The 23,188-nt window shown below is 63.0% G+C and carries 21 protein-coding genes, 1 tRNA gene and 2 pseudogenes; 11 read left to right on the top strand and 13 right to left on the bottom strand.

Annotated features, from left to right (window positions below; translation table 11 throughout):
• Positions 1 to 35 precede the first annotated feature (35 nt).
• Entirely contained in the window at positions 36 to 1,541 is a 1,506-nt protein-coding gene (locus ACD578_RS12060) for a sensor histidine kinase (RefSeq protein WP_404293336.1), read from the bottom strand.
• Between the two features lie 170 nt (positions 1,542 to 1,711).
• On the opposite strand from ACD578_RS12060, the gene ACD578_RS12055 reads away from it, so the two are divergent.
• The 4 genes from ACD578_RS12055 (at position 1,712) to ACD578_RS12040 (ending at position 5,020) form a co-directional block, all read left to right on the top strand.
• Complete coding sequence (locus ACD578_RS12055; RefSeq protein WP_404293334.1) at positions 1,712 to 1,837, top strand: hypothetical protein; 126 nt, start codon at positions 1,712 to 1,714, stop codon at positions 1,835 to 1,837.
• Between the two features lie 34 nt (positions 1,838 to 1,871).
• Positions 1,872 to 2,549, top strand: coding sequence for an HAD-IA family hydrolase (locus tag ACD578_RS12050; RefSeq protein ID WP_404293332.1), 678 nt, complete (start codon positions 1,872 to 1,874; stop codon positions 2,547 to 2,549).
• Positions 2,550 to 2,566: 17 nt separating this feature from the next.
• On the top strand, positions 2,567 to 3,349 hold the full coding sequence (locus ACD578_RS12045; protein ID WP_404293330.1) for an ATP12 family chaperone protein: 783 nt from the start codon (positions 2,567 to 2,569) through the stop codon (positions 3,347 to 3,349).
• A 138-nt stretch (positions 3,350 to 3,487) separates the two neighbouring features.
• The gene (locus ACD578_RS12040; RefSeq protein WP_404293328.1) at positions 3,488 to 5,020 is read left to right on the top strand and encodes an acyl-CoA carboxylase subunit beta; all 1,533 of its coding nucleotides are present in this window, start codon (positions 3,488 to 3,490) and stop codon (positions 5,018 to 5,020) included.
• A gap of 60 nt (positions 5,021 to 5,080) precedes the next feature.
• Here ACD578_RS12040 and ACD578_RS12035 read toward each other — a convergent pair whose 3' ends face one another.
• Positions 5,081 to 5,959, bottom strand: coding sequence for an alpha/beta hydrolase (locus ACD578_RS12035; protein WP_404293325.1), 879 nt, complete (start codon positions 5,957 to 5,959; stop codon positions 5,081 to 5,083).
• Between the two features lie 157 nt (positions 5,960 to 6,116).
• Between ACD578_RS12035 and ACD578_RS12030 the strand changes: the two genes are divergently transcribed.
• Positions 6,117 to 7,196 carry a PLP-dependent cysteine synthase family protein gene (locus ACD578_RS12030; protein ID WP_404293322.1) on the top strand — a complete coding sequence of 360 codons (1,080 nt, stop codon included), beginning with the start codon at positions 6,117 to 6,119 and terminating at the stop codon, positions 7,194 to 7,196.
• A 198-nt stretch (positions 7,197 to 7,394) separates the two neighbouring features.
• Here the strand turns inward: ACD578_RS12030 and ACD578_RS12025 are convergent, their stop codons facing one another.
• Entirely contained in the window at positions 7,395 to 8,003 is a 609-nt protein-coding gene (locus ACD578_RS12025) for an alpha/beta hydrolase (RefSeq protein WP_404293319.1), read from the bottom strand.
• A 289-nt stretch (positions 8,004 to 8,292) separates the two neighbouring features.
• Positions 8,293 to 9,222: a ring-cleaving dioxygenase gene (locus ACD578_RS12020; protein ID WP_404293316.1), complete on the bottom strand. Its 930-nt coding sequence runs from the start codon at positions 9,220 to 9,222 to the stop codon at positions 8,293 to 8,295.
• A 319-nt stretch (positions 9,223 to 9,541) separates the two neighbouring features.
• On the opposite strand from ACD578_RS12020, the gene ACD578_RS12015 reads away from it, so the two are divergent.
• The 4 genes and pseudogenes from ACD578_RS12015 (at position 9,542) to ACD578_RS12000 (ending at position 13,292) form a co-directional block, all read left to right on the top strand.
• Complete coding sequence (locus ACD578_RS12015) at positions 9,542 to 9,955, top strand: hypothetical protein (RefSeq protein WP_404293314.1); 414 nt, start codon at positions 9,542 to 9,544, stop codon at positions 9,953 to 9,955.
• 113 nt (positions 9,956 to 10,068) lie between these two features.
• Positions 10,069 to 12,069, top strand: a complete 2,001-nt coding sequence (locus tag ACD578_RS12010; protein ID WP_404293312.1) for an acetyl-CoA carboxylase biotin carboxylase subunit — start codon at positions 10,069 to 10,071, stop codon at positions 12,067 to 12,069.
• A 272-nt stretch (positions 12,070 to 12,341) separates the two neighbouring features.
• Positions 12,342 to 12,752: pseudogene (locus ACD578_RS12005) on the top strand (gamma-glutamylcyclotransferase family protein); the annotation flags it as partial.
• 246 nt (positions 12,753 to 12,998) lie between these two features.
• Positions 12,999 to 13,292, top strand: a complete 294-nt coding sequence (locus ACD578_RS12000) for an acylphosphatase (protein WP_404293310.1) — start codon at positions 12,999 to 13,001, stop codon at positions 13,290 to 13,292.
• Here ACD578_RS12000 and ACD578_RS11995 read toward each other — a convergent pair.
• The gene (locus ACD578_RS11995; protein WP_404293308.1) at positions 13,289 to 13,699 is read right to left on the bottom strand and encodes a rhodanese-like domain-containing protein; all 411 of its coding nucleotides are present in this window, start codon (positions 13,697 to 13,699) and stop codon (positions 13,289 to 13,291) included. The two genes, ACD578_RS12000 and ACD578_RS11995, sit on opposite strands and share 4 nt — an antisense overlap.
• A 72-nt stretch (positions 13,700 to 13,771) precedes the next feature.
• Between ACD578_RS11995 and ACD578_RS11990 the strand changes: the two genes are divergently transcribed.
• Positions 13,772 to 14,464 carry a DUF599 domain-containing protein gene (locus tag ACD578_RS11990; RefSeq protein WP_404293305.1) on the top strand — a complete coding sequence of 231 codons (693 nt, stop codon included), beginning with the start codon at positions 13,772 to 13,774 and terminating at the stop codon, positions 14,462 to 14,464.
• Complete coding sequence (locus tag ACD578_RS11985) at positions 14,457 to 14,735, top strand: DUF3253 domain-containing protein (protein ID WP_404293302.1); 279 nt, start codon at positions 14,457 to 14,459, stop codon at positions 14,733 to 14,735. Before ACD578_RS11990 ends, ACD578_RS11985 begins: the two co-directional genes overlap by 8 nt.
• On the opposite strand, the gene ACD578_RS11980 is transcribed toward ACD578_RS11985, so the two are convergent.
• The 8 genes and pseudogenes from ACD578_RS11980 to ACD578_RS11945 form a co-directional block, all read right to left on the bottom strand.
• A complete protein-coding gene (locus ACD578_RS11980; protein WP_404293300.1) occupies positions 14,699 to 15,529 on the bottom strand; it encodes a YdcF family protein in 831 nt (276 codons plus the stop codon). The genes ACD578_RS11985 and ACD578_RS11980 overlap by 37 nt on opposite strands.
• A gap of 180 nt (positions 15,530 to 15,709) precedes the next feature.
• A complete protein-coding gene (locus ACD578_RS11975) occupies positions 15,710 to 16,414 on the bottom strand; it encodes a ribonuclease activity regulator RraA (RefSeq protein ID WP_152714033.1) in 705 nt (234 codons plus the stop codon).
• 94 nt (positions 16,415 to 16,508) lie between these two features.
• Entirely contained in the window at positions 16,509 to 17,162 is a 654-nt protein-coding gene (locus tag ACD578_RS11970; protein ID WP_404293297.1) for a glutathione S-transferase family protein, read from the bottom strand.
• A gap of 124 nt (positions 17,163 to 17,286) precedes the next feature.
• Positions 17,287 to 18,459 (bottom strand): isovaleryl-CoA dehydrogenase, encoded by a 1,173-nt coding sequence (locus tag ACD578_RS11965; RefSeq protein WP_404293295.1) that lies wholly within the window; start codon positions 18,457 to 18,459, stop codon positions 17,287 to 17,289.
• Between the two features lie 189 nt (positions 18,460 to 18,648).
• Positions 18,649 to 19,725: a calcium-binding protein gene (locus tag ACD578_RS11960; RefSeq protein ID WP_404293292.1), complete on the bottom strand. Its 1,077-nt coding sequence runs from the start codon at positions 19,723 to 19,725 to the stop codon at positions 18,649 to 18,651.
• A 449-nt stretch (positions 19,726 to 20,174) separates the two neighbouring features.
• Positions 20,175 to 21,070: pseudogene (locus ACD578_RS11955) on the bottom strand (GH25 family lysozyme).
• A gap of 90 nt (positions 21,071 to 21,160) precedes the next feature.
• Positions 21,161 to 22,585, bottom strand: a complete 1,425-nt coding sequence (gene mgtE / locus ACD578_RS11950) for a magnesium transporter (protein WP_404293289.1) — start codon at positions 22,583 to 22,585, stop codon at positions 21,161 to 21,163.
• 222 nt (positions 22,586 to 22,807) lie between these two features.
• Positions 22,808 to 22,892: transfer RNA gene (locus ACD578_RS11945), tRNA-Leu, on the bottom strand.
• Positions 22,893 to 23,188: the final 296 nt, after the last annotated feature.

Raw genomic sequence — 23,188 nt, 5'->3', positions numbered from 1 at the left:
ACCGGCGGCAAGACGTCAGATATTCGCTTCGACCTTCAGATGCTGGCAGCTTCCCGGTTCATGTCATCATCGTCGTTGAGCGGCGCATGGATCGTACAGACGACGCCGGTCGGCGCGAAGGTGATGGTGACATCTCCGTTGAGCTCCTGAGCAAGGCTGCGCTCGATCAGGCGCGTGCCGAATCCCCTGCGGCTCGGTTCGGCGACAGGAGGACCACCCTTCTCCTTCCAGGCCAGTTCCAGCCTCATCCCGCCGGCTTGCTTCGTCATCGACCAGCTGATCGCGATGCGTCCCGTCTGGTTGGACAGGGCACCGTATTTGACCGCATTGGTGCCGAGTTCCTGGAGCGCCATGGCGACGGCAAGGGCGATGCGAGGCGGCAGGCGCACATCCTGACCGTGAAGATCGAAACGGCTGTGCCCATGGCCTTGGAAGGGTGCGATGGCTTCCTGGATGACTTCGCGCAGATAGGCCCCGTCCCAGTTCTCGCGGGTCAGCACGTCGTGAGCGCGGGAGAGGGCAAACAGACGGCCCTCGACTGCATCGCGGGCCTCGCTCGCTGTCCCTGCGTTGCGCAGGCTCTGGGAGGCAATGGATTGAACGGTCGCAAGGGTGTTCTTCACACGATGATTGAGCTCGTTGATGAGAAGCTGCTGGTGCTCCTCGGCCCTCTTCATCTCCGTAATGTCGAGCGCCACGCCCAAGGTTCTGGTCGGTATGCCGTCCTTGACGTCCTGCATCTCCGCCCGAAGCAGGAGCCAGTGCTGGGAGCCGTCAGGCCAGACCACCCGCAACTCGGTCTCCACATGTCGATCCCCGCGAGAGAGGGCCTCCGCGACAGTGGCTCGAAGGCGCTCACGTTCGCCGGGATAGTAGCGAGCCCTGATGTCCTCCGTAGACAGGGTTGCATCCGGGGGAAGACCGAGCAGCCGTTTCAACTCCGGTGAAACCGTCAATGTGTCCGTGGCCGTTCCGACCTCCCAGACGGCCATGCGCCCGGCATCGATGGCGAGGCGCAGACGAGCCTCACTTTCGGACAAGGCCGCCTGCGACCGCTTGGTTTCGGTGAGATCGGCTGCCAGCACGTAGAATCCCGCGACGCGGCCATCGCTCCTGCGGTCTGGAATGTACTCCGATTTCACGTAGCGAATGCCCGAGGGAAAGGGCGCCCACCATTCATGGCCTGTACGTTCGCCGGCCAGGGCGGCCTCGATATAGGGCCTTACCCGTTCATAAGTCGGTGCGCCGACGGCATCCCTCAGATGAACCCCGTACAGGCTTTCCGGCGTCTGCCCGATCCAGTGCTCATAGGCCATGTTGTTGAAGCGGTAGCGCTGATCTGCATCCACATAGGCAATGAGAGCCGGCAGATGATCGGCGATTTGTTTGAGCTGTAACTCGCTGGCGTAATCGGATGAACGGCCGGCGATGCGGTCGGAGCCTTGCTCATGGAGCCGTGCTCGCAGCTCTCGGTTCTCGCGTTCCAAGTCCGCAAGTCTGTGCAGCAGAGCGTCCCTGTCCATGGGCTCGGTCGTCATCATTTATTCTTCTTGGCCCATTTTCCGGACAAACCCTATCCCGCTCTTGGTCTAGGCATGGATATAGAACGCCAGCAGGAAAAAACCGGGTGCAGAGGATTGTTTCCTGGAGACGCCTTCTGGCAGCGGCATGAAATATTGAATAAGGTGCCCGCCCATAAGGGGGCTCCCACATGAAGCGCATCATTCGTGTCACCGCCGTCATCGGTCTCGGCCTGCTCGCAACGGCCTGCGACAAGTGCGGCAATTGGAATATGAACACGCCGCAGTTCTGCCACGCCGACAAGCCGCAGAGCTAAGCCGCTGGCATCTCCATCCGACTGGGAAAGACCCTTGAAGCTCGTTCTCTTCGATGTCGACGGCACGCTGGTCGACAGCCAGAACATCATCGTCGCCGCGCAGCAGATGGCGTTCGCTGCCCATGGGCTGGAGCCGCCGAGTCGGGAGCGTTCGCTTTCCATCGTCGGTCTGTCCCTGGCGGAGGCTTTTACGGTTCTGGTGGGGCCGAAAGGCCCTATCGACAGTTTGGTCGAGGCCTACAAGGACGCGTTCCTCACCCTGCGCCAGGATCCGACGAATGCGGAGCCTCTTTTTCCTGGTGTCGAGCGTTGCCTCGAATGGCTTGATGGCCGCGAGGATGTGCTGCTCGGGATTGCGACCGGCAAATCCCGGCGCGGCGTTGCCCACCTGCTTGACCGGCACGGCTGGCATGACGTCTTTTCCGTGATCCAGACCGCCGACGATGCGCCCTCCAAACCCCATCCCGGCATGATCCTGCAGGCGATGCGGGAGACCGGGGCCGGCCCCCATGGCACCGTCATGGTGGGCGATTCGAGTTTCGACATGGCCATGGCCCGTGCGGCCGGGGTGCTGCCGGTGGGCGTCTCCTGGGGGTTCCAGCCCGTAGCCGCTCTGACCGAGGCGGGAGCGGGCCCTATCGTGCATTCCTATGCGGAGCTCGAGGCTGTGCTGCAGGAATTCCTGGACCCACCCTCGAAGATTTCCGCTTGAACTCCTATGTCACGCCCATGACAGATTCACGCGACTGGTTTCCGTCGGAAGAGGAAGCGAACCCCATGCGCGCGGCCCAGGCCGGCATGAAGCCCACGTTGCCCAAGCGCTTCTACAAGGAAGCCGGCGTCGAGGAGCGGGACGGCCTGTTCTTTCTGACCCTGGACGGGCGCACCGCCAAGACGCCGAGCAAGCAAGCCTTGGCCGTGCCTACGCGAGTCCTGGCCGAGGCGCTGGCCGAGGAGTGGCAGGGGCAGGGGGCCGAGATCGATCCTTCGACCATGCCGATTACCCGCATCGTCAATTCCGCCATCGACGGCGTCGCGCCCCGGAAGGCGGAGGTCGTGGACGATCTCGTCCGCTATGCCGGGTCCGATCTGGTCTATTACCGCGCCGGCGAGCCCGAGCGCCTGGCCAAGTCCCAGGAGGATGCCTGGAGCCCGGTTCTCGACTGGGCGAAGGATGCCCACGGCGCCCGCTTCACTCTGGGCGAGGGCGTCATGCATGTGACCCAGCCCGACGAGGCCGTCGCGGCCATTCGCGGCGCCATCGAGAAGGTCAGGTCTCCCGTCGCTCTCGCCGCCCTGCACGTGATGACTACGCTCTCCGGCTCGGTCCTGATCGCGCTCGCCCACGCGGCGCAGCAGATGGACGTAGACCAGGCCTGGGCCGCCGCCCATGTGGACGAACTCTACCAGGAGAGCGTCTGGGGCCAGGATCACGAGGCCATGGAGCGCCGCCGCCGGCGCGAGGCCGATTTCAAGGCGGCCTCGGCCGTTTATCGCTTGGCTCAGCAATAAGTCGACGTGAGCCCCGGCTCCGCCTTTTTCGGGCAATCCTGTGAAATGACGCCGGGCCCAAGCCGATAGTGGGATTTTGAGCCTCGCACGGCTGTGCTAAGCGAGGGGAAACATTCCCCCGGCATCCAGGGATTCCCAATGAAAGACATGCTTGAACGGCTTGAGGAGCGGCGTGCACAGGCTCGCCTGGGCGGTGGCGAAAAGCGCATCGAGGCGCAGCACGGCCGGGGCAAGCTCACCGCCCGCGAGCGCATCGAGCTCCTGCTCGACAAAGGCTCCTTCGAGGAGTTCGACATGTTCGTCGAGCACCGCTCCACCGATTTCGGCATGGAGAAGGTCAAGATCCCCGGCGACGGCGTCGTCACCGGCTGGGGCACGGTCAACGGCCGCACAATCTTCGTCTTCGCCAAGGATTTCACCGTCTTCGGCGGCTCGCTCTCCGAGGCGCATGCCCAGAAGATCATCAAGATCCAGGACATGGCGCTCAAGATGCGCGCGCCCATCGTCGGTCTGTTCGATGCGGGCGGCGCCCGCATCCAGGAGGGCGTAGCGGCGCTCGGCGGCTATGGCGAGGTGTTCAAGCGCAACGTGATCGCCTCCGGCGTGATCCCGCAGATCTCAGTGATCATGGGCCCGTGCGCCGGCGGCGACGTCTATTCGCCCGCCATGACCGACTTCATCTTCATGGTGCGCGACCGCTCCTACATGTTCGTCACCGGCCCCGACGTGGTGAAGACCGTCACCAACGAGTCCGTGACCTCGGAGGAACTCGGCGGCGCCAAGGTCCATACCAGCAAGTCGTCGGTGGCCGACGGCGCCTATGACAACGACGTCGAGGCGCTGCTGCAGGTGCGCCGTCTCATCGATTTCCTGCCCGCCAACAACCAGGACGGCGTACCGGAAATCCCGAGCTTCGACGATCCGAACCGCACGGACGACAGCCTCGACACCCTGATCCCGGACAACCCGAACAAGCCCTATGACATGAAGGAACTGATCCTGAAGGTCGTGGACGAGGGTGACTTCTTCGAGATCCAGGAATCCTACGCGAAAAACATCATCACCGGGTTCGGGCGGGTCGAGGGCCGCACGGTGGGGTTCGTCGCCAACCAGCCGATGGTGCTGGCCGGCGTGCTCGACTCGGACGCCTCGCGTAAGGCCGCGCGCTTCGTGCGCTTCTGTGATGCCTTCAACATCCCGATCGTCACCTTCGAGGACGTGCCGGGCTTCCTGCCGGGCACGGCGCAGGAATATGGCGGCTTGATCAAACACGGCGCCAAGTTGCTGTTCGCCTATTCGGAAGCGACCGTGCCGCTCGTCACCGTCATCACGCGAAAGGCCTTCGGCGGCGCCTACGACGTGATGGCGTCCAAGCATATCGGCGGCGACATCAACTACGCCTGGCCCACCGCCCAAATCGCCGTGATGGGCGCCAAGGGCGCGGTGGAGATCATCTTCCGCCAGGACATCGGCGACGTGGACAAGATCGCGGCGCGCACCAAGGAATACGAGGACCGCTTCATGTCGCCCTTCGTGGCGGCCGAGCGCGGCTACATCGACGAGGTGATCATGCCGCATTCGACAAGACGGCGGATCGCCCGGGCGCTCGCCATGCTGCGCCACAAGGAGAGCGAGCGGCCCTGGAAGAAACACGACAACATTCCTCTATAGGCATCAAAAAGCCCCGGTCAGGCAGCCGGGGCTTTTCCTTGCTGCTGGAAAAACAGGTACTTACTGCGACGCTCCGTTTACGAGCTCCGGCCGCCGAACCGTCTGGAACACGTAGCGCATGGCATCCGGCAGCAGCTGCTTGAACGCATCCCAATTGTGGGCGCCGTCGATGATGCGCAGTTCCGCCGGAATCTTGTTGTCGCGCCAAACCTTGTACAGGTTGGTGGCGTGGTATTCGATCTGGAAATCGTCGTGGTCCCCAGAGCTGAAATGGACCGGCATGCTGATCTTCTTCGCCAGGAAGGCATCGAGCAGGGTCGGATAGTTCAGCGACTTCCAGACCTCAGGATCGTATTGCTCAGCGCCAAAGACACCGACACGGCGGGCCGATGAGGTTTCCGGCGGCTCGGGGACATAGATCGCGGGGCTGACAAGAGCCACGGCCGCAAACATCTCAGGGTTCTTGAGGGCGAAGCGCAGAGAGCCATAGCCACCCATCGAGACGCCGCCGATCACCCGTCCCATGCGGTCGTTCATGATGCGGAACTTGCCTTCGACCTCCGGCATCAGATCCTTGAGGAAGGCCGTTTCCATCGGCTCCTTGCGATCCACGTACCACGTGGTGGTTGCGGAGGGGAGGACGATGACAGCAGGAGGCATCAGGCCATCGGCGATGAGCTTGTCAATGGTCTTCTGGGCCTCGCCCTTGGCGACCCATTCATTCTCGTCGCCGCCATTGCCGTGCAGCAGATACATCACGGGATATCGCAGCTTGCCCGTGTCATAGCCGTCGGGAAGATAGACGTTGTAGACCCAGTCCCGCTTCAACGTCGGTGACTGGAACTTCTGCGACACGACCGTGCCCGCGTCGGCGGACCAGGCCGCCATCGTGACGGCCAGTGCGGCGACAATCCTGCTCAGGGCTCGTGTAAATCTCATGGCTTCCTCCCGATTCATCTGATTGAGGGGGAAGCCTAGCATTTGATGCCCTTACGGCAATCGCCTTCGTTCGAAGGGACCATGTCCCGAGAAGCGGGACCCCGTTCGGGCATGGGCACCTTGCGTCCCGTCCCATGCGCACTTACCAAGATGTCCTATGAACACGCCCTGTCCCCGCTCCTGGGTCTCCACCGCCATCCAGATCATCGAGGCGGATTTCAACCGCTCGTCGGACACGCATCTGCTGCGAGTGCCGCTGCCGGCGGCGCCGGGCATCGAGTTGTACCTCAAAGACGAGTCGACCCATCCCTCGGGAAGCCTGAAGCATCGGCTGGCACGATCGCTATTTCTCTATGGGCTCTGCAACGGCTGGATCGGGCCTGAGACCACGATCATCGAGGCATCGAGCGGGTCCACGGCCGTGTCGGAGGCCTATTTTGCCCGGATGCTCGGCCTGCACTTCATCGCGGTGATGCCCCGTTCCACGTCGGCCGAAAAGATCGCGCAGATCGCCTTCTATGGCGGCGAGAGCCATTTCGTGGACAGCCCCGCCGAGATGTATGCGGAGAGCGCGCGTCTCGCCGAGGAACTCGGCGGTCATTACATGGACCAGTTCACCTATGCCGAGCGGGCCACGGACTGGCGCGGCAACAACAACATCGCTGAATCCATCTTCAGCCAGATGTCCCACGAGGAGCACCCGGTTCCAAGCTGGATCGTCGTGGGGGCAGGGACCGGCGGCACCTCGGCGACACTCGGTCGCTATATCCGTTACCGCCGCCTGCCGACGCGGCTGTGCCTTGCCGATCCGGAGGCGTCCGTATTTCACCGACACCTCGCGGACCGGTCCGTGTGCAGTGTCTCCGGGCCGCCATCGGTGATCGAAGGTATCGGCCGCCCGCGCTGCGAGCCGTCCTTCGTGCCGGACCTCATCGACCGCGCATTCGCGGTGCCGGATGCCGCGAGCATCGCCGCCGCGCGGGTGCTGTCGCGCCGCATCGGCCGGTCCTGCGGCGGCTCCACCGGAACGAACCTGTGGGCGGTCGCTCGGATCGTCGGCGAGATGGTGCAGAACGGCGAGCAGGGCTCCGTCGTGACGCTGCTCTGCGATTCCGGCGAGCGCTACCGCAGCACGCATTTCGACGATGCGTGGCTTGCGAGCCGGAGCATCGATATCGGGCCGGCCAAGGATGCCATGGAGCGATTCTTCGAGACCGGGGTTCTTGGCACTAAGTAAGACGCGGATGGCCGGGACGAGCCCGGCCCTGGCGGGTCAAGTCATACTCTCTCTGTCATTCCGGGGCCGCGCAGCGGAGCCCGGAATCCATAACCGCAACGGCGCAGGGAAGTGTGTGACGCCGAGAGCCTCTTCCTGAACCGTGGATGTTGATGGATCCCCGCCTTCGCGGGGATCCATCAGAGGCTTTGAAAACACCTATTCGGCAAACCACTTCACCAGCAGGCTCAAGTCCGACTGCGACAGGTTGTGGCCCGTGGGCAGCATCTGGTGCTGAACCTCTGCACCGGATCCCGATAACGATGCGGCGAGCCGGTTGGAGTTATCCGCCGGAATGATCGGATCCATGGCGCCGGAAATCATCAGCACGCGCTTGCCCGCAAGGTCCACCTGCGGTGCGCTCGACAGCGGCACCATGGCCCGCAGCAGCGCTGCGCCGGCAAGCGCCTCAGGCCGAAGCATCAGCATGGCGGCGGCGATGTTGGCGCCGTTGGAGAAGCCCACGGCAACGGGTGCCTCGAGCCCATAGGCCTTGCGGGCCTCGGCGACGAAATCCGCCAACTCGTTCGCGCGGAATCTCACATCCTCCTCGTCGAACACGCCTTCCGCGAGACGACGGAAGAAACGCGGCATGCCGTTCTCGAGGATCTTGCCGCGCGGGGAGAGCAGGGCCGAGCCGGGAGAGATCATGCGGCCGAGGTCCTGAAGATCGTTCTCGTCGCCGCCGGTGCCGTGGAGCAGCAGGAGCGGCGGACGTTTCGGATCCGTGGCGGGTTCATAGCGGTGGATGAAGGACAGCTCGGTCATGGTTTTGTCTTTCTGTCAGGCAGACACGTGTGCGCTTGTTCCCTCCCCTTGCGGGGAGGGCAGGGAGTCAGGCTGAGTGCGCCACCTTCCACACGTCATGGCCGGGCCTGTCCCGGCCATCTCGATCGGTGGGGCGCGGCGCTTTTCCGTATCGGGATCACCGGCACAAGACCGGTGATGACGAGGGAGGAAGAGGCTTGGGGCCTGTCGATCACGTATGAGCTCCGGCTTTCCGACCCCCGCCCTCAATCCCTCCCCGCAAGGGGAGGGGAAGAAGGTTGGCGTCAGTTCAAGCCAGCTCAGGCAGGCGAGACTCGATCTCGCTGCGCCGAGGCTCCAGGAACGCCGGCAGCTTCAGCTCGGCGCCCAAGCTGTCCTGCGGCTCGTCCACTGCAAAACCGGGCTCCTCGGTGGCGATCTCGAACAGAATGCCGCCCGGCTCGCGGAAATAGACGGACCGGAAGTAGTTGCGGTCCTTCTGCTCCGTAGGCTGCAGGCCGTGGATCTCGGCGAGCTTGCGTACCATCTCGGCCTCCTCGGCATCGTCCTTGGCACGGAACGCTACGTGATGGACGGAGCCGCCGCCCATCCGGCCCGGCAGGAAGCCGCCGGCGCTGCGGATGTCAACCGTGCTGCCCATCAGGGCGTCGGTCTTGTAGCGCACGAGGGAGCCGTCGCGAGCAGTCTCGCGGAAGCCGAACACATCGGTGAGGATCGCACCCGTCCGCTCGCCGTTTTCGACGAGGAGCGTGACACCCTCGAGGCCACGAACGGCATGCTCCGCTGGGATGCCTTCGACCGTCCAGGCGGGCTCGCTCTCCGCGTTGGGAGTGCCGACGAGCGCGAGGCTGGTGCCGTGCGGATCCTTGAAGGTCAGCACGCTCTGACCGAAGCGCTTCTCCACGGTGCCGTGCTCGACGCCCTGCTCGATGAAGCGATGCGCCCAGTAGCCGAGAGACGCCTCAGGCACCCGGAACGAAGTCTCCTGGGTCGAGCCGATCCCGTTGCGTCCGGGTGCGACATGCTCCCACGGGAAGAATGTCAGAATCGAGCCCGGCTGCCCAAGGCCGTCACCGAAATAGAGATGATAGGTGCCGGGATCGTCGAAGTTGACGGTCTTCTTGACGAGGCGCAGGCCGAGCACGCGGGTGTAGAAGTCGAGGTTGCGACGGGCGGGACCGGCAATGGCAGTGACGTGATGAATACCGTGGTGCCGCATGGGACTATTCCTTAACGGGCGAGCGCGGATTTGCGCTGCGTTGTCGAGAACATAGGTATCATCGAAGACCGCTGAAGTGCGGAAAGGGTGACCTTGCGGCATTGCAAAGCTACAGGTCCCCGGCATGCAACTGCGCGTGATTCCTGGAGAATTCGGTTCGGCAAGATTCCAGCAACCAAAGTCTCTCAACAACGCTTAACCTCAACGGCGATTCAGTATGTCGTGTTAACGGTTTGAGCCTGCCATCCGTGTGAGAGTCATCCTCGGACAAGCGATCAACCGGCAGCCAGCCAATGAAAAGCCGGCGGGAGTCAAACGGATGATGAAGGATCAACTTCGCGATTTCATCGACAGGATCACCGAGGCGAACCATGTTTCGGATGATGACGTGAAGATGCTTCAGGGCGAGATCCTGGACACTGGCATCACGAGCCGTCTCGAGGTCGAATCCCTGCTGGCGCTCGACCGCGTCGTCGATGCCGCGGAGAGCTGGGGCCCGGTCCTGACCAAGCTCGTGGTCGATTTCGTCGTCTGGAACCGGGCGCCCCACGGCGTGGTCAGCAATGACGACGCCTTCTGGCTCGCAACCCTGCTCGAGATCAGCGGTCCGTCTCCGAATGCCATGAGTATCGCCTACGCCATCCTCGACGAGGCCGGCTACGTCGATGTGGCGCTTCTCGATTTCATCATGCGCGGCCGCCAGCAGGCGAGGCTCTCCCAGATGGCCGCCTGAGGAGAGCGCTCTATCTAACGCTAAATGCTGACGAAGCCCCGCTTCCCCAAGGCACGGATGTGCAGTAACGGAGGTGGGGTTTAGTTTTGTTTGGGTGGAGCGTTCGAGGGTTCATGTTCGACAAGATCCTGATTGCGAACCGGGGCGAGATCGCGTGCCGGGTCATCAAGACCGCCCGGCGCATGGGCATCAAGACCGTTGCCGTCTATTCCGATGCCGACCGGGACGCCCTCCACGTGGAGATGGCCGACGAGGCCGTCCATATCGGACCGGCCGCGGCCGCCCAATCCTACCTCGTGATCGAGAGAATCATCGAGGCCTGCAAGCAGACTGGCGCCCAGGCCGTGCATCCCGGCTACGGCTTCCTCTCCGAGCGCGAGGCCTTCGCAAAGGCTTTGGCTGAGGCCGGCATCGTCTTCATCGGCCCCAACCCCGGCGCCATCGCCGCCATGGGCGACAAGATCGAGTCGAAGAAGGCGGCAGCCGCCGCGAAGGTATCCACGGTTCCAGGCTATCTCGGCGTGATCGAGGGGCCGGAGCAGGCAGTGACCATCGCCAACGAGATCGGCTATCCGGTCATGATCAAGGCCTCCGCCGGCGGAGGAGGCAAGGGCATGCGCATCGCCTTTTCCGCCGACGAGGTGGCCGAGGGGTTCGCGCGCGCCAAGTCCGAGGCGGCTTCGTCCTTCGGCGATGACCGTGTTTTCGTCGAGAAGTTCATCACCGATCCGCGCCACATCGAGATCCAGGTGCTCGGCGACAAGCATGGCAACGTGATCTATCTCGGCGAGCGCGAGTGCTCGATCCAACGCCGTAACCAGAAGGTCATCGAGGAGGCGCCGTCGCCGCTCCTCGACGAGGCCACCCGCCGCCTCATGGGCGAGCAGGCGGTCGCGCTGGCCAAGGCCGTCGGCTACGACTCGGCCGGAACGGTGGAGTTCGTCGCCGGTCAGGACAAGTCGTTCTACTTCCTCGAGATGAACACCCGCCTGCAGGTGGAGCATCCGGTGACCGAGATGATCACCGGCATCGATCTGGTGGAAGAGATGATCCGCGTCGCCGCCGGCGAGCGCTTAAGGCTGGGCCAGAGCGATGTGAAGCTCAAGGGCTGGTCGGTGGAAAGCCGCATCTATGCGGAAGACCCGGTGCGCAACTTCCTGCCCTCGACCGGTCGCCTCGTCACCTACCGCCCGCCGCAGGAGGGCGAACGCCACGGCGTCACGGTGCGCAACGATACCGGCGTGTACGAGGGCGGCGAGATCTCGATCTACTATGATCCCATGATCGCCAAGCTGGTCACCCATGCTCCGACGCGCCTCCAGGCCATCGAGGCCCAGGCGACGGCGCTCGACGCCTTCGCCATCGACGGCATCCGCCACAACATCCCGTTCCTCTCGGCCCTGATGCAGCATCCGCGCTGGCGCTCAGGCAAGCTCTCCACGGGTTTCATCGCCGAGGAGTTCCCGCAGGGGTTCAAGGCTCCGGCGCCGGAGGGCGACGTGGCTTTGCGCATGGCGGCGGTGGGCGCTGCCATCGATCACCTGCTCAACGAGCGCAAGCGCCACATCTCGGGCCAGATGCGCCAGGCCTCCAGCGTGCAGTTCGACCGCGAGCGGGTGGTGCTGCTGGGCAGAGAGCGGCATGAGGTGGTGATCGAGGACATCGAGGACGGTTTTGCGGTCGTGATCAACGACCAAGCCTGGCCCATCGTCTCGGGCTGGGTGCCCGGCCAGCCGGTCTGGACCGGCACGGTGGGCGGCGAGTCCATTGCCGTCCAGGTGCGGCCGATCCTTAACGGCGTTGTACTTTCCCATGCAGGGGCGGCGGCCGAGGTGAGGGTTTACACCAAGCGCGAGGCGGAGCTGACGGCCCTCATGCCGGAGCGGCTGGAGGCCGACACGGGCAAGCAATTGCTCTGTCCGATGCCAGGGCTGGTGAAGGCGATCAGCGTGAGCGTGGGCCAGGAGATCAAGGCAGGGGAGCCTTTGTGCATTGTCGAGGCGATGAAGATGGAAAACGTGTTGCGTGCCGAGCGGGACGCCACCATTTCCAAGATCCACGCCAAGGAAGGCGACAGCCTGGCGGTCGATGCCGTGATCATGGAATTCGCGTAAGGCGGTCATATTCGGTCGTTGTCCTGAAGACCGGTTCATAACCGCCGTCCTCATCCTGAAAAACCGGCCAGGAATCGGAAAAGGTCGGCTAGCCTTCTGTAAGGCAGAGACTGGACGTCATGGCCGGGCTTGTCCCAGCCATCCCGATACGAAGAGCGCCGCGCTTCAGACAATCGGGATCACCGGCACAAGGCCGGTGATGACGAGGGAGGGACGTGTCCGGCCAGCCTCTCAGCATGAGACGCATCAGCACTCGAGGAAGCGCTTAGATCATGCCCCTCTATTTCGCCTATGGGTCCAACATGGACCAAGCCGCCATGCTTCAGCGCTGCCCGGCTTCGAAGCCGGTCGGCATCGGGCGGCTCATGCGGCACCGCTTCATCATTTTCGACGAAGGCTATGCCTCCGTGGTGCGCGATCCGCAGCGCGCGGTCTGGGGCATGGTCTGGGACCTGGCCCTGGCCGACGTGCCCGCCCTCGATCGATATGAGAGCCTCTCGACGGGCCTCTATACCAAGGTGGTCCAGCCTGTCGTGACCGAGAAAGGGCCGCGTCGGGCCGTCGTCTATATCGGGCGGAGCGCCAAGGCGGGCACGCCGCTTCCGGGTTACATGGAAGGGGTGGTAGAGGCGGCCGGGCATGCGGGCCTGCCGGAGGACTACATCCGAAGCCTCGGAATCTGGCTGCCCAAGGCGCAGAGTTCGGCCCCGATTCAGCAGAGCCCCAAGGTTCGACCGCTCTGGAATGCCCCTTCCGGAACGGTTCGCCGGGGTCGCTGAACGAAGGAGAGGTTCCCGGCATGAAAGCCAAGATCGATCGGATTTTCGGGTAAGCCGGACCCTGAGAAGGGAGAACGCATTATCCAGACGCTCGATGAGGATTACGCCGGGCGTCACACCGATGCCCGCCATGCACACCGGTAAGGTACGATGGCCGAGAACCGAACTTCACACGTTCTGATCCATGGACGCGTCCAGGGCGTGAGCTTTCGCGCCTGGACGCAGCATCAGGCTGAATTGCATGGGCTCAAGGGCTGGGTGCGCAACCGGCGCGACGGTACGGTCGAAGCGGTGTTCTCGGGTCCCGAAAACCTCGTCGACGTGATGCTGAAGGCCTGCCATGCGGGACCCACCGGCTCGCGGGTGGAAAAGGTCGAAATCCTGGCTCATGGCGAACCCGACTTCGATGCTTCCGGCCGCTTCGAGATTCGGAGAACGGCTTAGCCCTTCGACGGCTCGGCGGTCTCGACAGGACCGCCCGCATTCTTCCAGGCGGTAAAGCCGCCCTCCACATGAGCAACGGGCTTCAACCCCATGTCCTGTGCCGTCGCGGTCGAAAGGGCGGAGCGCCAGCCGGCGGCGCAGAAGAACACGTAGGTCCTGTCCTGAGCAAAGACCGGCTTGTGATAGGGGCTTTCCGGATCGATCCAGAATTCCAGCATGCCGCGCGGACAGTGGACGGCGCCGGGAACGCGGCCCTCACGCTCGAGCTCTCTTGGGTCGCGCAGATCCACGAAGACGACATTCTCGCGGCCATGCAGAGCCAAAGCCTCGGCGACGGGCAGCGTCCTGATCTTTGCATTGGCCTCGTCGAGCAATGTCTTGTAGCCGCGTGTGATGGATTGAGGCATGAAGGCCATTCTTCCCTATGAGCTCTTCAACAAACTGGGCAAGATAGCGGCGGAGTCAACCGGAGGCGACGGGTGCTGGGTTTCACCGATCTCGATTATGTGGCGCTGGCATTCTTCATCATCGCCTGGTTCGGCTATCACGCGGCGGTCGAACTCTCGCCTGCCGGGCAGAAGAGCTTGAACAAGCTCATGAACCAGTACCGCTATCGCTGGATGGAGCAGATGGTGGTGCGCGAGAACCGGATCGTCGACACCACGATCATGGCCTCGCTCATGAACGGCACCGCGTTCTTCGCCTCGACCTCGCTGATCGCCATCGGCGGTGTGCTGGCCCTTCTGCAATCCACCGACTCGGTGCTTCCTGTCTTCGCCGATCTGCCCTTCGGGGAGCCTCCGACACGACTGGCCTGGGATGTGAAGGTGGTGGGGCTGGCGGTCATCTTCGTCTATGCCTTCTTCAAGTTCGCCTGGTCCTACCGGCTGTTCAACTACATGGCGATCCTCGTCGGAGCGGTACCCGTGCTGAAGGAGAGCAGCCGCGAGGAGGCGCTGGCCGTCGCCCGTCAGGCCGGCGCGATGAACGCGGTGGCCGGCAAGCATTTTAACCGGGGACAGCGGGCGTTCTTCTTCTCGCTTGCCTATCTCGGCTGGTTCGTCAGCGCCTATCTCTTCATCGGGGCGACGGCCGGCGTGTTGCTCGTGATGTGGCGGCGCCAGTTCCTGTCAGATGCCCACGATGCAGTCTTGAGGCAAACCGATGTCTAAAAGCGCGAGTCCCGAGGAACTGGAAGCTGCCGTGCTGGCTCTCCTCAAAGAGCGTGGCCCTGGCAAAACAATCGGCCCGGCCGATGTGGCCCAGGCCATCGGCGGCAATCAGCCGGATGGGTGGGGTCCTTTGATGCAGCCGGTCCGGAAAGTGGCCGTGCGCCTCATGAAGGACGGGCGCATCGTCATCCTGCGCAAGGGCCGTCCGGTCGATCCAGACGATTTTCGGGGGACCTATCGGTTGGCGCTGCCGCCGGAAGCGGAAGCCTGAGGGCCGGGGAAGAGCCTCGGCGTGCGGTTCGTCGCATAATAACCGATTAGGCCCGCCCATTCCTTCGCGCCCAGATCAAGGCGACGCAAGCCTTCCGAGACGAAGGCGAAGGGGCGGTGATTGTTGCCCCCGCCGCCGGTCCGGAAATCCACCGGATAGGGTGTGACGGGGAAGCCCGCCTTCTCGAAAACGCCGACCGCACGCGGCATGTGCCAGGCCGATGTCACGAGGAGCCAGCGCTCGCCTTCCCGAGGCTTGGCGAGATCACGCGAAAAGACCGCGTTCTCGGATGTGGTGCGCGAGCGCTCCTCCACGAGGATGCGGCTCGGATCGATGCCGACACTTCCGAGATAAGCGGCGATGATGGGAGCCTCGGCCGCGCCGTCACCGAAGACCGTGCCGCCTCCGCCCGAAATCAGGATGAGGGCCTTCGGATAGCGGTGGGCGAGCTCAATCGTGTCGAGCACACGCTCCGCCGATTCATTGGAGACGATCATGCCGCGCGAAGCAGAATCCGCTGCCTCCACGGAGCCGCCGAGAAGGACGACCCCGTCCACCGGCTTGCCATCGTCGCGGAAGGGTAAAAACCGCTCTTCCAGCGGCAGCAGGATGTAGCTGGCGATGGGCAGGAGGCCGAGTGCGATGGTCGCCAGCGTGACGACGAGGCTCATCCCAATCCCGAAGGATCTCAGCCGCTTGAACAGAGCGAGAATCAGCCCCAGCAGAATGAGGCTGATCAGGAGATTGGACGGAGTGGCGAAGAACCACGCGACTTTCGAGATGGTGTAGAACACCCGCCATCCTTATTCTTGGCGCTTCAACGCAACATCTTACAACCCATCACCCTCATCCTGAGGAGCCTGCGCAGCAGGCGTCTCTAAGGAGGATCCAGTGTGCGCTGGAGGCACCCTGATCCTTCGAGACACCGCCTTCGGCGGCCCTCAGGATGAGGGCTATCAACAAGCGTTGTTAATTCAAGACTTGTTCAACTCGGCCTCGTAGCGGGCCTTGGTCTCGGCGTTGGGCGGATACAGACCGGGGAGGGGGACACCCTTCTCGACCTCGCGCATGACCCAGAGCTCATAATGCTCCTGAGCCACTGCGGCTTTGGCAACCTCTTCCACCATGGCGGCGGGGATCACCACGACGCCGTCGCGGTCGGCGACGATCACGTCATCCGGGAAGATGGCGACGCCGCCGCAGCCGATGGGCTCCTGCCAGCCGACGAAGGTGAGGCCCGCCACCGAGGGCGGAGCGGCGACGCCCGCGCACCAGACCGGCAGGTTCGTGCCCTCGACGCCGACCGCATCGCGCACCACGCCATCCGTGATCAGCGCGGCCACGCCACGCTTCTTCATGCGAGCGGTGAGGATGTCGCCGAAGATGCCGGCATCGACGACGCCCATGGAATCGACCACCGCGATGCAGCCTTCCGGCATGTCCTCGATGGCGGCGCGGGTGGACGTGGGGGAAGCCCAGGATTCCGGCGTCGCCAGGTCCTCGCGGGCGGGCACGAAGCGCAGGGTGAACGCGCGCCCGACCATCTTTTCCGTGGCATTGAAGGCCGGCATCGGCCCCTTCATCCAGCAGCGGCGGACGCCCTTCTTCAGCAGCACGGTGGTGATTGTGGCCGTGGAGGCGGCGCGCAGGGCATCGGCGATGGTCTTGTCGAGGGTCATGGCTGTTTCCTGACGTTGAGGTAGGCTTTCATAGCGGGCCACGTCCTTGCACGCTACCGCAGCGAAGACCCTTCGAACGCAATCCTGTCGTGCATCAGTCGCGGTCCGGGGCGCCGAGCGGAAAGAACCGGCGGTAGGGTCGGGCCTCATCGACGGCACGGGCAAAGGATAGCCGGGCGAGGAGCCTACGGCGATAATCCCGGACACGCGCGAAGGCCCCGGGGATGGGATGGGCCCAATCGGCATAGAACAGCGATGGCGCTGCCGCACAATCGGCGAGGCTGAACGTGCTGCCGGCGGCCCATTCGCGCCCGGCGAGTGTCTTGTCGAGCCAGCCATAGGCTCTGTCGAGCATGGTCCTCGCCTCGGCGACGCCGTAGGGGTCACGATCTGTTTCCGAGCGGATTCTATCGAACACGATCTTCTGCATCGGGGTCATGACGTAATTGTCGAAGAAGCGGTCCATCAGCCGCACGTCGAGCGCCTCCTGCGGGTCTTCCGGGATCAGCCGCACGGGTCCGGGGTGATGGAGTCCGAGATGCTCGATGATGATCGTCGCCTCCATGGTGGTGCGGCCATCGTCCACGAGCACGGGGAAGCGCTTGATGGGCCAGAGCGCCTCCAATTCAGCGCCGCTTTGCTCATCGCCAAGCACACGATACGCGAACGGCGTGCCGTTCTCGTAAAGCGCGATCAGGACCTTCTGGCAGTACGAGGAGAACGGATGGGCATACAGCGTTAGGGTCATTCGGGTCTCGCGACTGTCAATGAGTTCCTCACTGTAACCGCTTCTGCCGGAATGAAAATCACCACCGTAGGGGCATGGCGAGGCGGTCAAGGGCAATCCCCGACCGCTTCCCGCCGGGGCGTTTTCACGCCGACTTGGCGAACAGCTCGCGCCCGATCAGCATGCGGCGGATCTCGCTGGTGCCCGCGCCGATCTCGTAGAGCTTCGCATCGCGCAGCAGGCGGCCGGTCGGGTAATCGTTGATGTAGCCGTTGCCGCCGAGCAGCTGGATCGCGTCGAGGGCCATCCTGGTGGCGTTCTCCGCCGCGTAGAGGATGGCGCCGGCGGCGTCCTCGCGGGTCGTCTCGCCCCGGTCGCAGGCCTTGGCGACCGCGTAGACATAGGCCTTGGCCGCATTCATGGTCACGTACATGTCGGCGACCTTGCCCTGCACGAGCTGGAACTCGCCGATGGCCTGCCCGAACTGCTTGCGCTCGTGGATGTAGGGCAGCACCACGTCCATGCAGGCCTGCATGATGCCCGTTGAGCCCGCAGCCAGCACGGCGCGCTCGTAGTCGAGACCGGACATGAGCACGTTCACCCCCCGGCCCACCTGTCCGAGCACGTTCTCCTCCGGCACCTCGCAATCCTCGAACAACAATTCGCAGGTGTCGGAGCCGCGCATGCCGAGCTTGTCGAGTTTCTGGTGGGTGGAGAAGCCCTTGAAATCCTTCTCGATCAGGAAGGCGGTCATGCCGCGCGGTCCTGCCTCCGGGTCGGTCTTGGCATAGACGACCAGGGTGTCGGCGGTGGGACCGTTGGTGATCCACATCTTGTTGCCGTTGAGCACGTAGCGGTCGCCGCGCTTCTCGGCCCGGGTGCGCATGGAGACCACGTCGGAGCCGGAACCCGGCTCGGACATGGCGAGCGCTCCGAGATGCTCGCCGGAGATCAGCTTAGGCAGGTAGCGGCGCTTCTGATCCTTATTGCCGTTGCGGCGGATCTGGTTGACGCAGAGGTTCGAATGGGCCCCGTAGGACAGGCCGACCGACGCGGAGGCGCGGGAGATCTCCTCCATGGCGATCACGTGCTCGAGATAGCCGAGGCCCGCGCCGCCATACTCCTCCTCGACCGTGATGCCATGCAGGCCGAGATCGCCCATTTGGGGCCAGAGATCGCGCGGGAACTGGTTAGTGCGGTCGATCTCCTCCGCCCGAGGGGCGATCTTCTCCTGCGAGAAATCGCGCACGGTTTCGCGGATCGCGTCGGCGGTCTCGCCGAGATCGAAATTGAAGCCCTTGGCGGCGTTCGGCAGCATGGTGTCCTCCCAATTCCATTCATCGACCCGAAAGAGTACGCGATGGATCGCTTTTTCTCTCCGATCATTTTGGTCAGCATTGCTGCCCTTATCAAGCGGGGAGGCTGGAGAAATTTTGTCGAAGGGAGCACAAACGAAAAACCCCCCTGCGGGGCAGGGGAGTTTGGAAGCCTTGTTTTGAGATTTCGGTCAGAGAACGAAGTCACTCAGATCAAGCATGTTCGGCTTGTTCTTGAGCTGGATCTGGAACTCTGCTGCCGCATCCTTGTCCGTGTTGCCGGAGAGAACACCCGTCTTGCTGTCATAATGAAGCTGGCCGGCCTTCGTGAAAGGCTTCCTGCCGGTCAGGAGGGCATTGAAGGCGTTGTTGCCGGCGGCCTTTGTATTGGCGTCGATGCCGCTCAAGTCGATGGTGTCGACGCCATGCTCGAAGTTCAGGATCACATCTGCGCTCTTGCGAAGGCCTGCCATTTTGGCGCTAGCGAACTGGAACACATCCGCTGCCGTGTTGCCAGTGAACAGCTCCTTTCCGGCCTTGCCTGCCACGATAGTCCGTGCAGGCGGGCAGGGACCGGCGATCTCAGGTTCCTCAGGTATGTTCGTTTGAGAACCGTTGCTATCTGTGGATTGAGGGGGAGTGTCTTGCGGCGGTGTCGTTGTTTCCGAGCTTTGCTGAAGCACGGCTAAGACATCGGCCATGTGCCATACCGGACCATCCATGAACGCGATGTTCTCGACATGGCCTCCATTCTCTCCTGTGACGAAGTAATTCTTTATGACGAGGGAGAGACCGGTGACTTGGGTGAGGGTGAGGTCGTTTCCGTTCCGGAAGATACCGCTCAGATAGCGAAAGACGTTGACGCCTACAGTGTCGTCGCCACTAGCGTCGTCAATGACTTTGTTCCCGTCGATCATGTACTCGTAGAGATCGTTGCCGGTGCCGCCTTCAAGCGTTGCGTTTCCGTTCGCCAAGAGGCGATCATTTCCGGCGCCGCCGCGGACGATGTCATTGCCCATCCCGCCGTCGAGATAATCGTCGCCAAGACCACCGATGATGGTATCGTTTCCGTAGTTACCCCAGATAAAGTCGTTGCCAGAGAGGCCATCAATGAAGTCATCTGAAGAGTAGGTAATCCACCGAGAGTTCACCTCATCCCATTCGATGTCCCCTGCTTCGAGAATCCTGTCGCTTCCATCGGTGCCGGTGCCTATGGCGTCCGTGCCGATGATGATACGGCCCTCTCTCTCTACAATTACAATTGGCACTCCCTTATCCTCCGGTGGTCTGCGTCGAAATAGGTTAAGGAATGATATATTGTTACACGAACTATTAGGTTGTCAATCCTAACTTGGATCCTGGTGTCCAAAGGGTTTCGTGCTGTGCAGTGTTACAGGAGCCCGCTTCAGCTCTAGGTTCAGCTCTGCTGGTTTGTCGGTGGAGAGCCAATTGGTTCTATTAATTTAGATAGCAAACCGCCCATTTTACATGGAAAACGCCGGGTAATCTCTGAGTTGGTATCCACAATGGCGTGCTAGGGTCCTGTTGGTCCCATTCGCAGTTTCCATGAAAATAAAAGCCCTTCTCCCGCTGGAAAAAGGGCCTCAAGTGTTTAGGTTCGCGCCGGTTGCAGGCCAGTCTCGCTGAGATAGTGCGCTCGAATCCTCACGTTACTGAAAGGGTCCAGCCGTCCTTATCCACCGATTCTCTAGTCTACTTATTCGCCGATGCTCGCCGTCTGCACCGCATCCATGTCGCGGCAGACACCCTGCTGGCTGAGGCGGCTGTGGTCGCGGGGGTCGCAGGCACTCTGGACGAACATGCGCCACTGGTTTTCCGTGCCGTAGAACGTGTTGCGGTCCACGTCGCCCCTCACGCCGGGCACGCGGCCCGTCGTCGTGAACTGCCAGAAGGTCCAGCGGCGGTCGTTGTAGCGCACATGGGGCTCGGCGGCCGTGCTGCGGATCCAGTAGGGGTAATCGTTGAACTCGCCTTCCAGGATCTCCTTATGGAAGGTGATGTCGGTATAGATGATCGGCCGCTTGCCCGTATGGGCTTCCATCTCGCGCAGCATCACGTCGATCATGGCGAGAGCCTGCTCGCGCGGAACCTTTTTCGGGCAGTTCACCGATTGCCCGTTCCACTCCACGTCGAGAACCGGGGGAGGGCATCCGGATCCTGCGGCACGTTCCGCTTGAACCAGGCCGCCTGCTCGTGGGCCGGACGGCACCAGTACACGAAGTGGTAGGCGCCGCGCGGCACGCCCGCCTTCTTGGCCTCCCACCAATTCTCATGGAACTTGCTGTCGATATGGTCGCCGCCCTCGGTCGCCTTGATGAAGGCGAACTTGGTGCCGGCCTGGCGCAGCGACGCCCAGTCGACGTCGCCCTGCCACTTGGAGATGTCGACCCCATGGATCGGCAGCCGGTGAGCCGTCGCGACACCCTCATGGGGCCGGGCATCGCCCTTGGCCGGATAGCGGCTCGAAGGAGCAATGGCGCAGGAGGCGAGCCCAAGGGCGATTGCAGCGAGCGCGCTGAACCGGACAGCCCGAACGAACGTCGTCAGGCCGGAACTCTTGGAGCGGCTGGAGGAGCGGCGGCGAGTCTTCATCGGTTCAACTGTATTGTACGCAGGACGGGATCGCACCAGAGATGCCCGAAGAGCGTTAACAGGCTCTTACGAGCGCGGCGCGAAACAAGCTTACAGATGAAACCAGGCGGTTGCGATACCTAAAAAGGCGAAGAAGCCGACGATATCCGTGATGCTCGTGACGAAGGGGCCTGACGATACGGCAGGGTCGACGCCGAGCCGGTTGAGCGTCAGGGGTACGAAAATTCCCCCGAGCGCCGCGAAGACCAGCACCGTGACGAGCGCAAGCCCGATCACGAAGCCGAGCTGGGGAGACTGGAACCACAGACCCGCCAGGGTGCCCAGGATGATGGCGAAGACCAGCCCGTTGAGCAGTCCGACCGCCGCCTCGCGGCGAATGATGCGCCAGGCGTTGGCGCGGCCGAGTTCGCGAGTGGCGAGGGCACGGACGGCTACCGTCATGGTCTGGGTGCCGGCATTACCGCCCATGGAGGCGACGATGGGCATCAGGATGGCGAGCGCCACCATCCGTTCCAGGGAATCCGAGAAAAGCCGGATCACGCCCGCGGCCAGGAAGGCGGTGCACATGTTGGCGAAGAGCCAGGGGAAGCGGCTTCTCTGGATGTAGAGGATCGTGTCCGAGAGCTCTTCGTCCGATTTCACGCCGCCGAGCTGCTTGATGTCCGCATCGGCCTCTTCCTCGAGCACATCCACGATGTCGTCGACGAGGATCACGCCGACGAGACGGCCCGCGTCGTCCACTACGGCGGAGGAGACGAGGTTGTAGCGCTCGAACAGGCGCGCCACCTCCTCCTGATGCTCGGTCGCCTCCACCCGGTCGGGCTCGTCGTCCATGATCTCCTGGATGGTGACCGGACGTTTCGAGCGCAGGAGCCGGTCCAGGGCAACAGCTCCCAGCAGATGGCCTGCCGGATCGATCACGAAGATCTCGTAGAAGGTTTCCGGCAGATCCGCCGTCTCGCGCATGAAGTCGATGGTCTGCCCCACCGTCCAGAACGGCGGCACGGCAATGAACTCGGACTGCATGCGCCGTCCGGCGCTGTCCTCGGGATAGTCGAGGGAGCGCTGGAGCGCTACGCGCTCGATGGCCGGCAGCTGGTCGAGAACCTCCGCCTGCTCTTCCTCGCGCATGCTCTCGAGGATGGTGACGGCGTCGTCGGAATCGAGCTCGCGCACACCTTCGGCGACGGTCGCGGTCTCGAGCTCCTCAAGGATCTCCTCGCGGACCGCTTCGTCCACTTCGGTCAGCGCGGCAAAGTCGAAGGATGCGCCGAGAAGTTCGATGAGGCGAGGGCGCTGATCCGGCTCAAGGGCTTCGAGGAGATCGCCGAGTTCGGACTCGTGGAAGTCTTCGACGAGCTTCTGCAGGCGCTCGACTTCCGAGGCCTCAATGGCATCGGCGGCGGCGGCCAGGAATTCCGGATTGAGCTCGCCCTCCTCATCCCTGAAGGCCAGGGATTCGGTTTCAGGCCCATCGGGCTTCGGAAGCGGCGTCTTGTCTTCGACTTCCAGCATCAGCCGTCCTCTGAAGGTGGGTTGCCCGCCTTTTAGGTGCGTGCGCCGGCTCACGCAATGCGCCCAAAAGACTTTCTGGGAGAATCGGTTGGTGGCTGTTTCTGCCACATCGATGCAAATGCGTGAGGGAGCGATTCAAGTCGCCTGCGCGGGCAGATATGGCCAACAAAAAAGGCCCCGGAAAGGGGCCTTTTTCGTCTTCGGCACGAGAGTGCCGAAAGTTGGTGCGGTCAAGAGGACTCGAACCTCCACGGGTCTCCCCGCTACCACCTCAAGGTAGTGCGTCTACCAATTCCGCCATGACCGCGAACTCGGTTTCAGGACTGGTTTTCCTGAAGAGGTCGCCGCTCTAGCAGATCGATTGGGCCGCCGCAACCCCCTCCGTGGAGCTTGCGGCGATTGAACGGAGCGAATGCCTCGCTTGCCGAAGACGGTATAGGCGATAAGCGCCTGTAACGACTATATAAGCGGGAGTTTTTCGAAGAGTGCGAGGTTGACCCGTACTCCTTCAAGGGACCGGAGCATTCCTGCTCCGTTTCCGCTACACTTAAGGTGAATCGGTGTCGAACCTGCGAGACAGCTTGACCGTTCAGTTCCATGCCG

The sequence above is a fragment of the Microvirga sp. RSM25 genome (assembly GCF_044784385.1).
Lineage (GTDB): Bacteria > Pseudomonadota > Alphaproteobacteria > Rhizobiales > Beijerinckiaceae > Microvirga > Microvirga tunisiensis.
The sequence above is the reverse complement of the archived record's forward strand: the minus strand, read 5'-3'. Positions and strand labels throughout refer to the sequence as shown.

What these genes read in the sequence shown, in the direction of transcription:
- ACD578_RS12060 (WP_404293336.1), bottom strand. Translation starts at nt 1,541, where the DNA reads ATGATGACGACCGAGCCCATGGACAGGGACGCTCTGCTGCACAGACTT.
- ACD578_RS12055 (WP_404293334.1), top strand. Translation starts at nt 1,712, where the DNA reads ATGAAGCGCATCATTCGTGTCACCGCCGTCATCGGTCTCGGCCTGCTC.
- ACD578_RS12045 (WP_404293330.1), top strand. Translation starts at nt 2,567, where the DNA reads ATGACAGATTCACGCGACTGGTTTCCGTCGGAAGAGGAAGCGAACCCC.
- ACD578_RS12040 (WP_404293328.1), top strand. Translation starts at nt 3,488, where the DNA reads ATGAAAGACATGCTTGAACGGCTTGAGGAGCGGCGTGCACAGGCTCGC.
- ACD578_RS12035 (WP_404293325.1), bottom strand. Translation starts at nt 5,959, where the DNA reads ATGAGATTTACACGAGCCCTGAGCAGGATTGTCGCCGCACTGGCCGTC.
- ACD578_RS12030 (WP_404293322.1), top strand. Translation starts at nt 6,117, where the DNA reads ATGAACACGCCCTGTCCCCGCTCCTGGGTCTCCACCGCCATCCAGATC.
- ACD578_RS12025 (WP_404293319.1), bottom strand. Translation starts at nt 8,003, where the DNA reads ATGACCGAGCTGTCCTTCATCCACCGCTATGAACCCGCCACGGATCCG.
- ACD578_RS12020 (WP_404293316.1), bottom strand. Translation starts at nt 9,222, where the DNA reads ATGCGGCACCACGGTATTCATCACGTCACTGCCATTGCCGGTCCCGCC.
- ACD578_RS12015 (WP_404293314.1), top strand. Translation starts at nt 9,542, where the DNA reads ATGATGAAGGATCAACTTCGCGATTTCATCGACAGGATCACCGAGGCG.
- ACD578_RS12010 (WP_404293312.1), top strand. Translation starts at nt 10,069, where the DNA reads ATGTTCGACAAGATCCTGATTGCGAACCGGGGCGAGATCGCGTGCCGG.
- ACD578_RS12000 (WP_404293310.1), top strand. Translation starts at nt 12,999, where the DNA reads ATGGCCGAGAACCGAACTTCACACGTTCTGATCCATGGACGCGTCCAG.
- ACD578_RS11995 (WP_404293308.1), bottom strand. Translation starts at nt 13,699, where the DNA reads ATGCCTCAATCCATCACACGCGGCTACAAGACATTGCTCGACGAGGCC.
- ACD578_RS11985 (WP_404293302.1), top strand. Translation starts at nt 14,457, where the DNA reads ATGTCTAAAAGCGCGAGTCCCGAGGAACTGGAAGCTGCCGTGCTGGCT.
- ACD578_RS11975 (WP_152714033.1), bottom strand. Translation starts at nt 16,414, where the DNA reads ATGACCCTCGACAAGACCATCGCCGATGCCCTGCGCGCCGCCTCCACG.
- ACD578_RS11970 (WP_404293297.1), bottom strand. Translation starts at nt 17,162, where the DNA reads ATGACCCTAACGCTGTATGCCCATCCGTTCTCCTCGTACTGCCAGAAG.
- ACD578_RS11965 (WP_404293295.1), bottom strand. Translation starts at nt 18,459, where the DNA reads ATGCTGCCGAACGCCGCCAAGGGCTTCAATTTCGATCTCGGCGAGACC.
- mgtE (WP_404293289.1), bottom strand. Translation starts at nt 22,585, where the DNA reads ATGCTGGAAGTCGAAGACAAGACGCCGCTTCCGAAGCCCGATGGGCCT.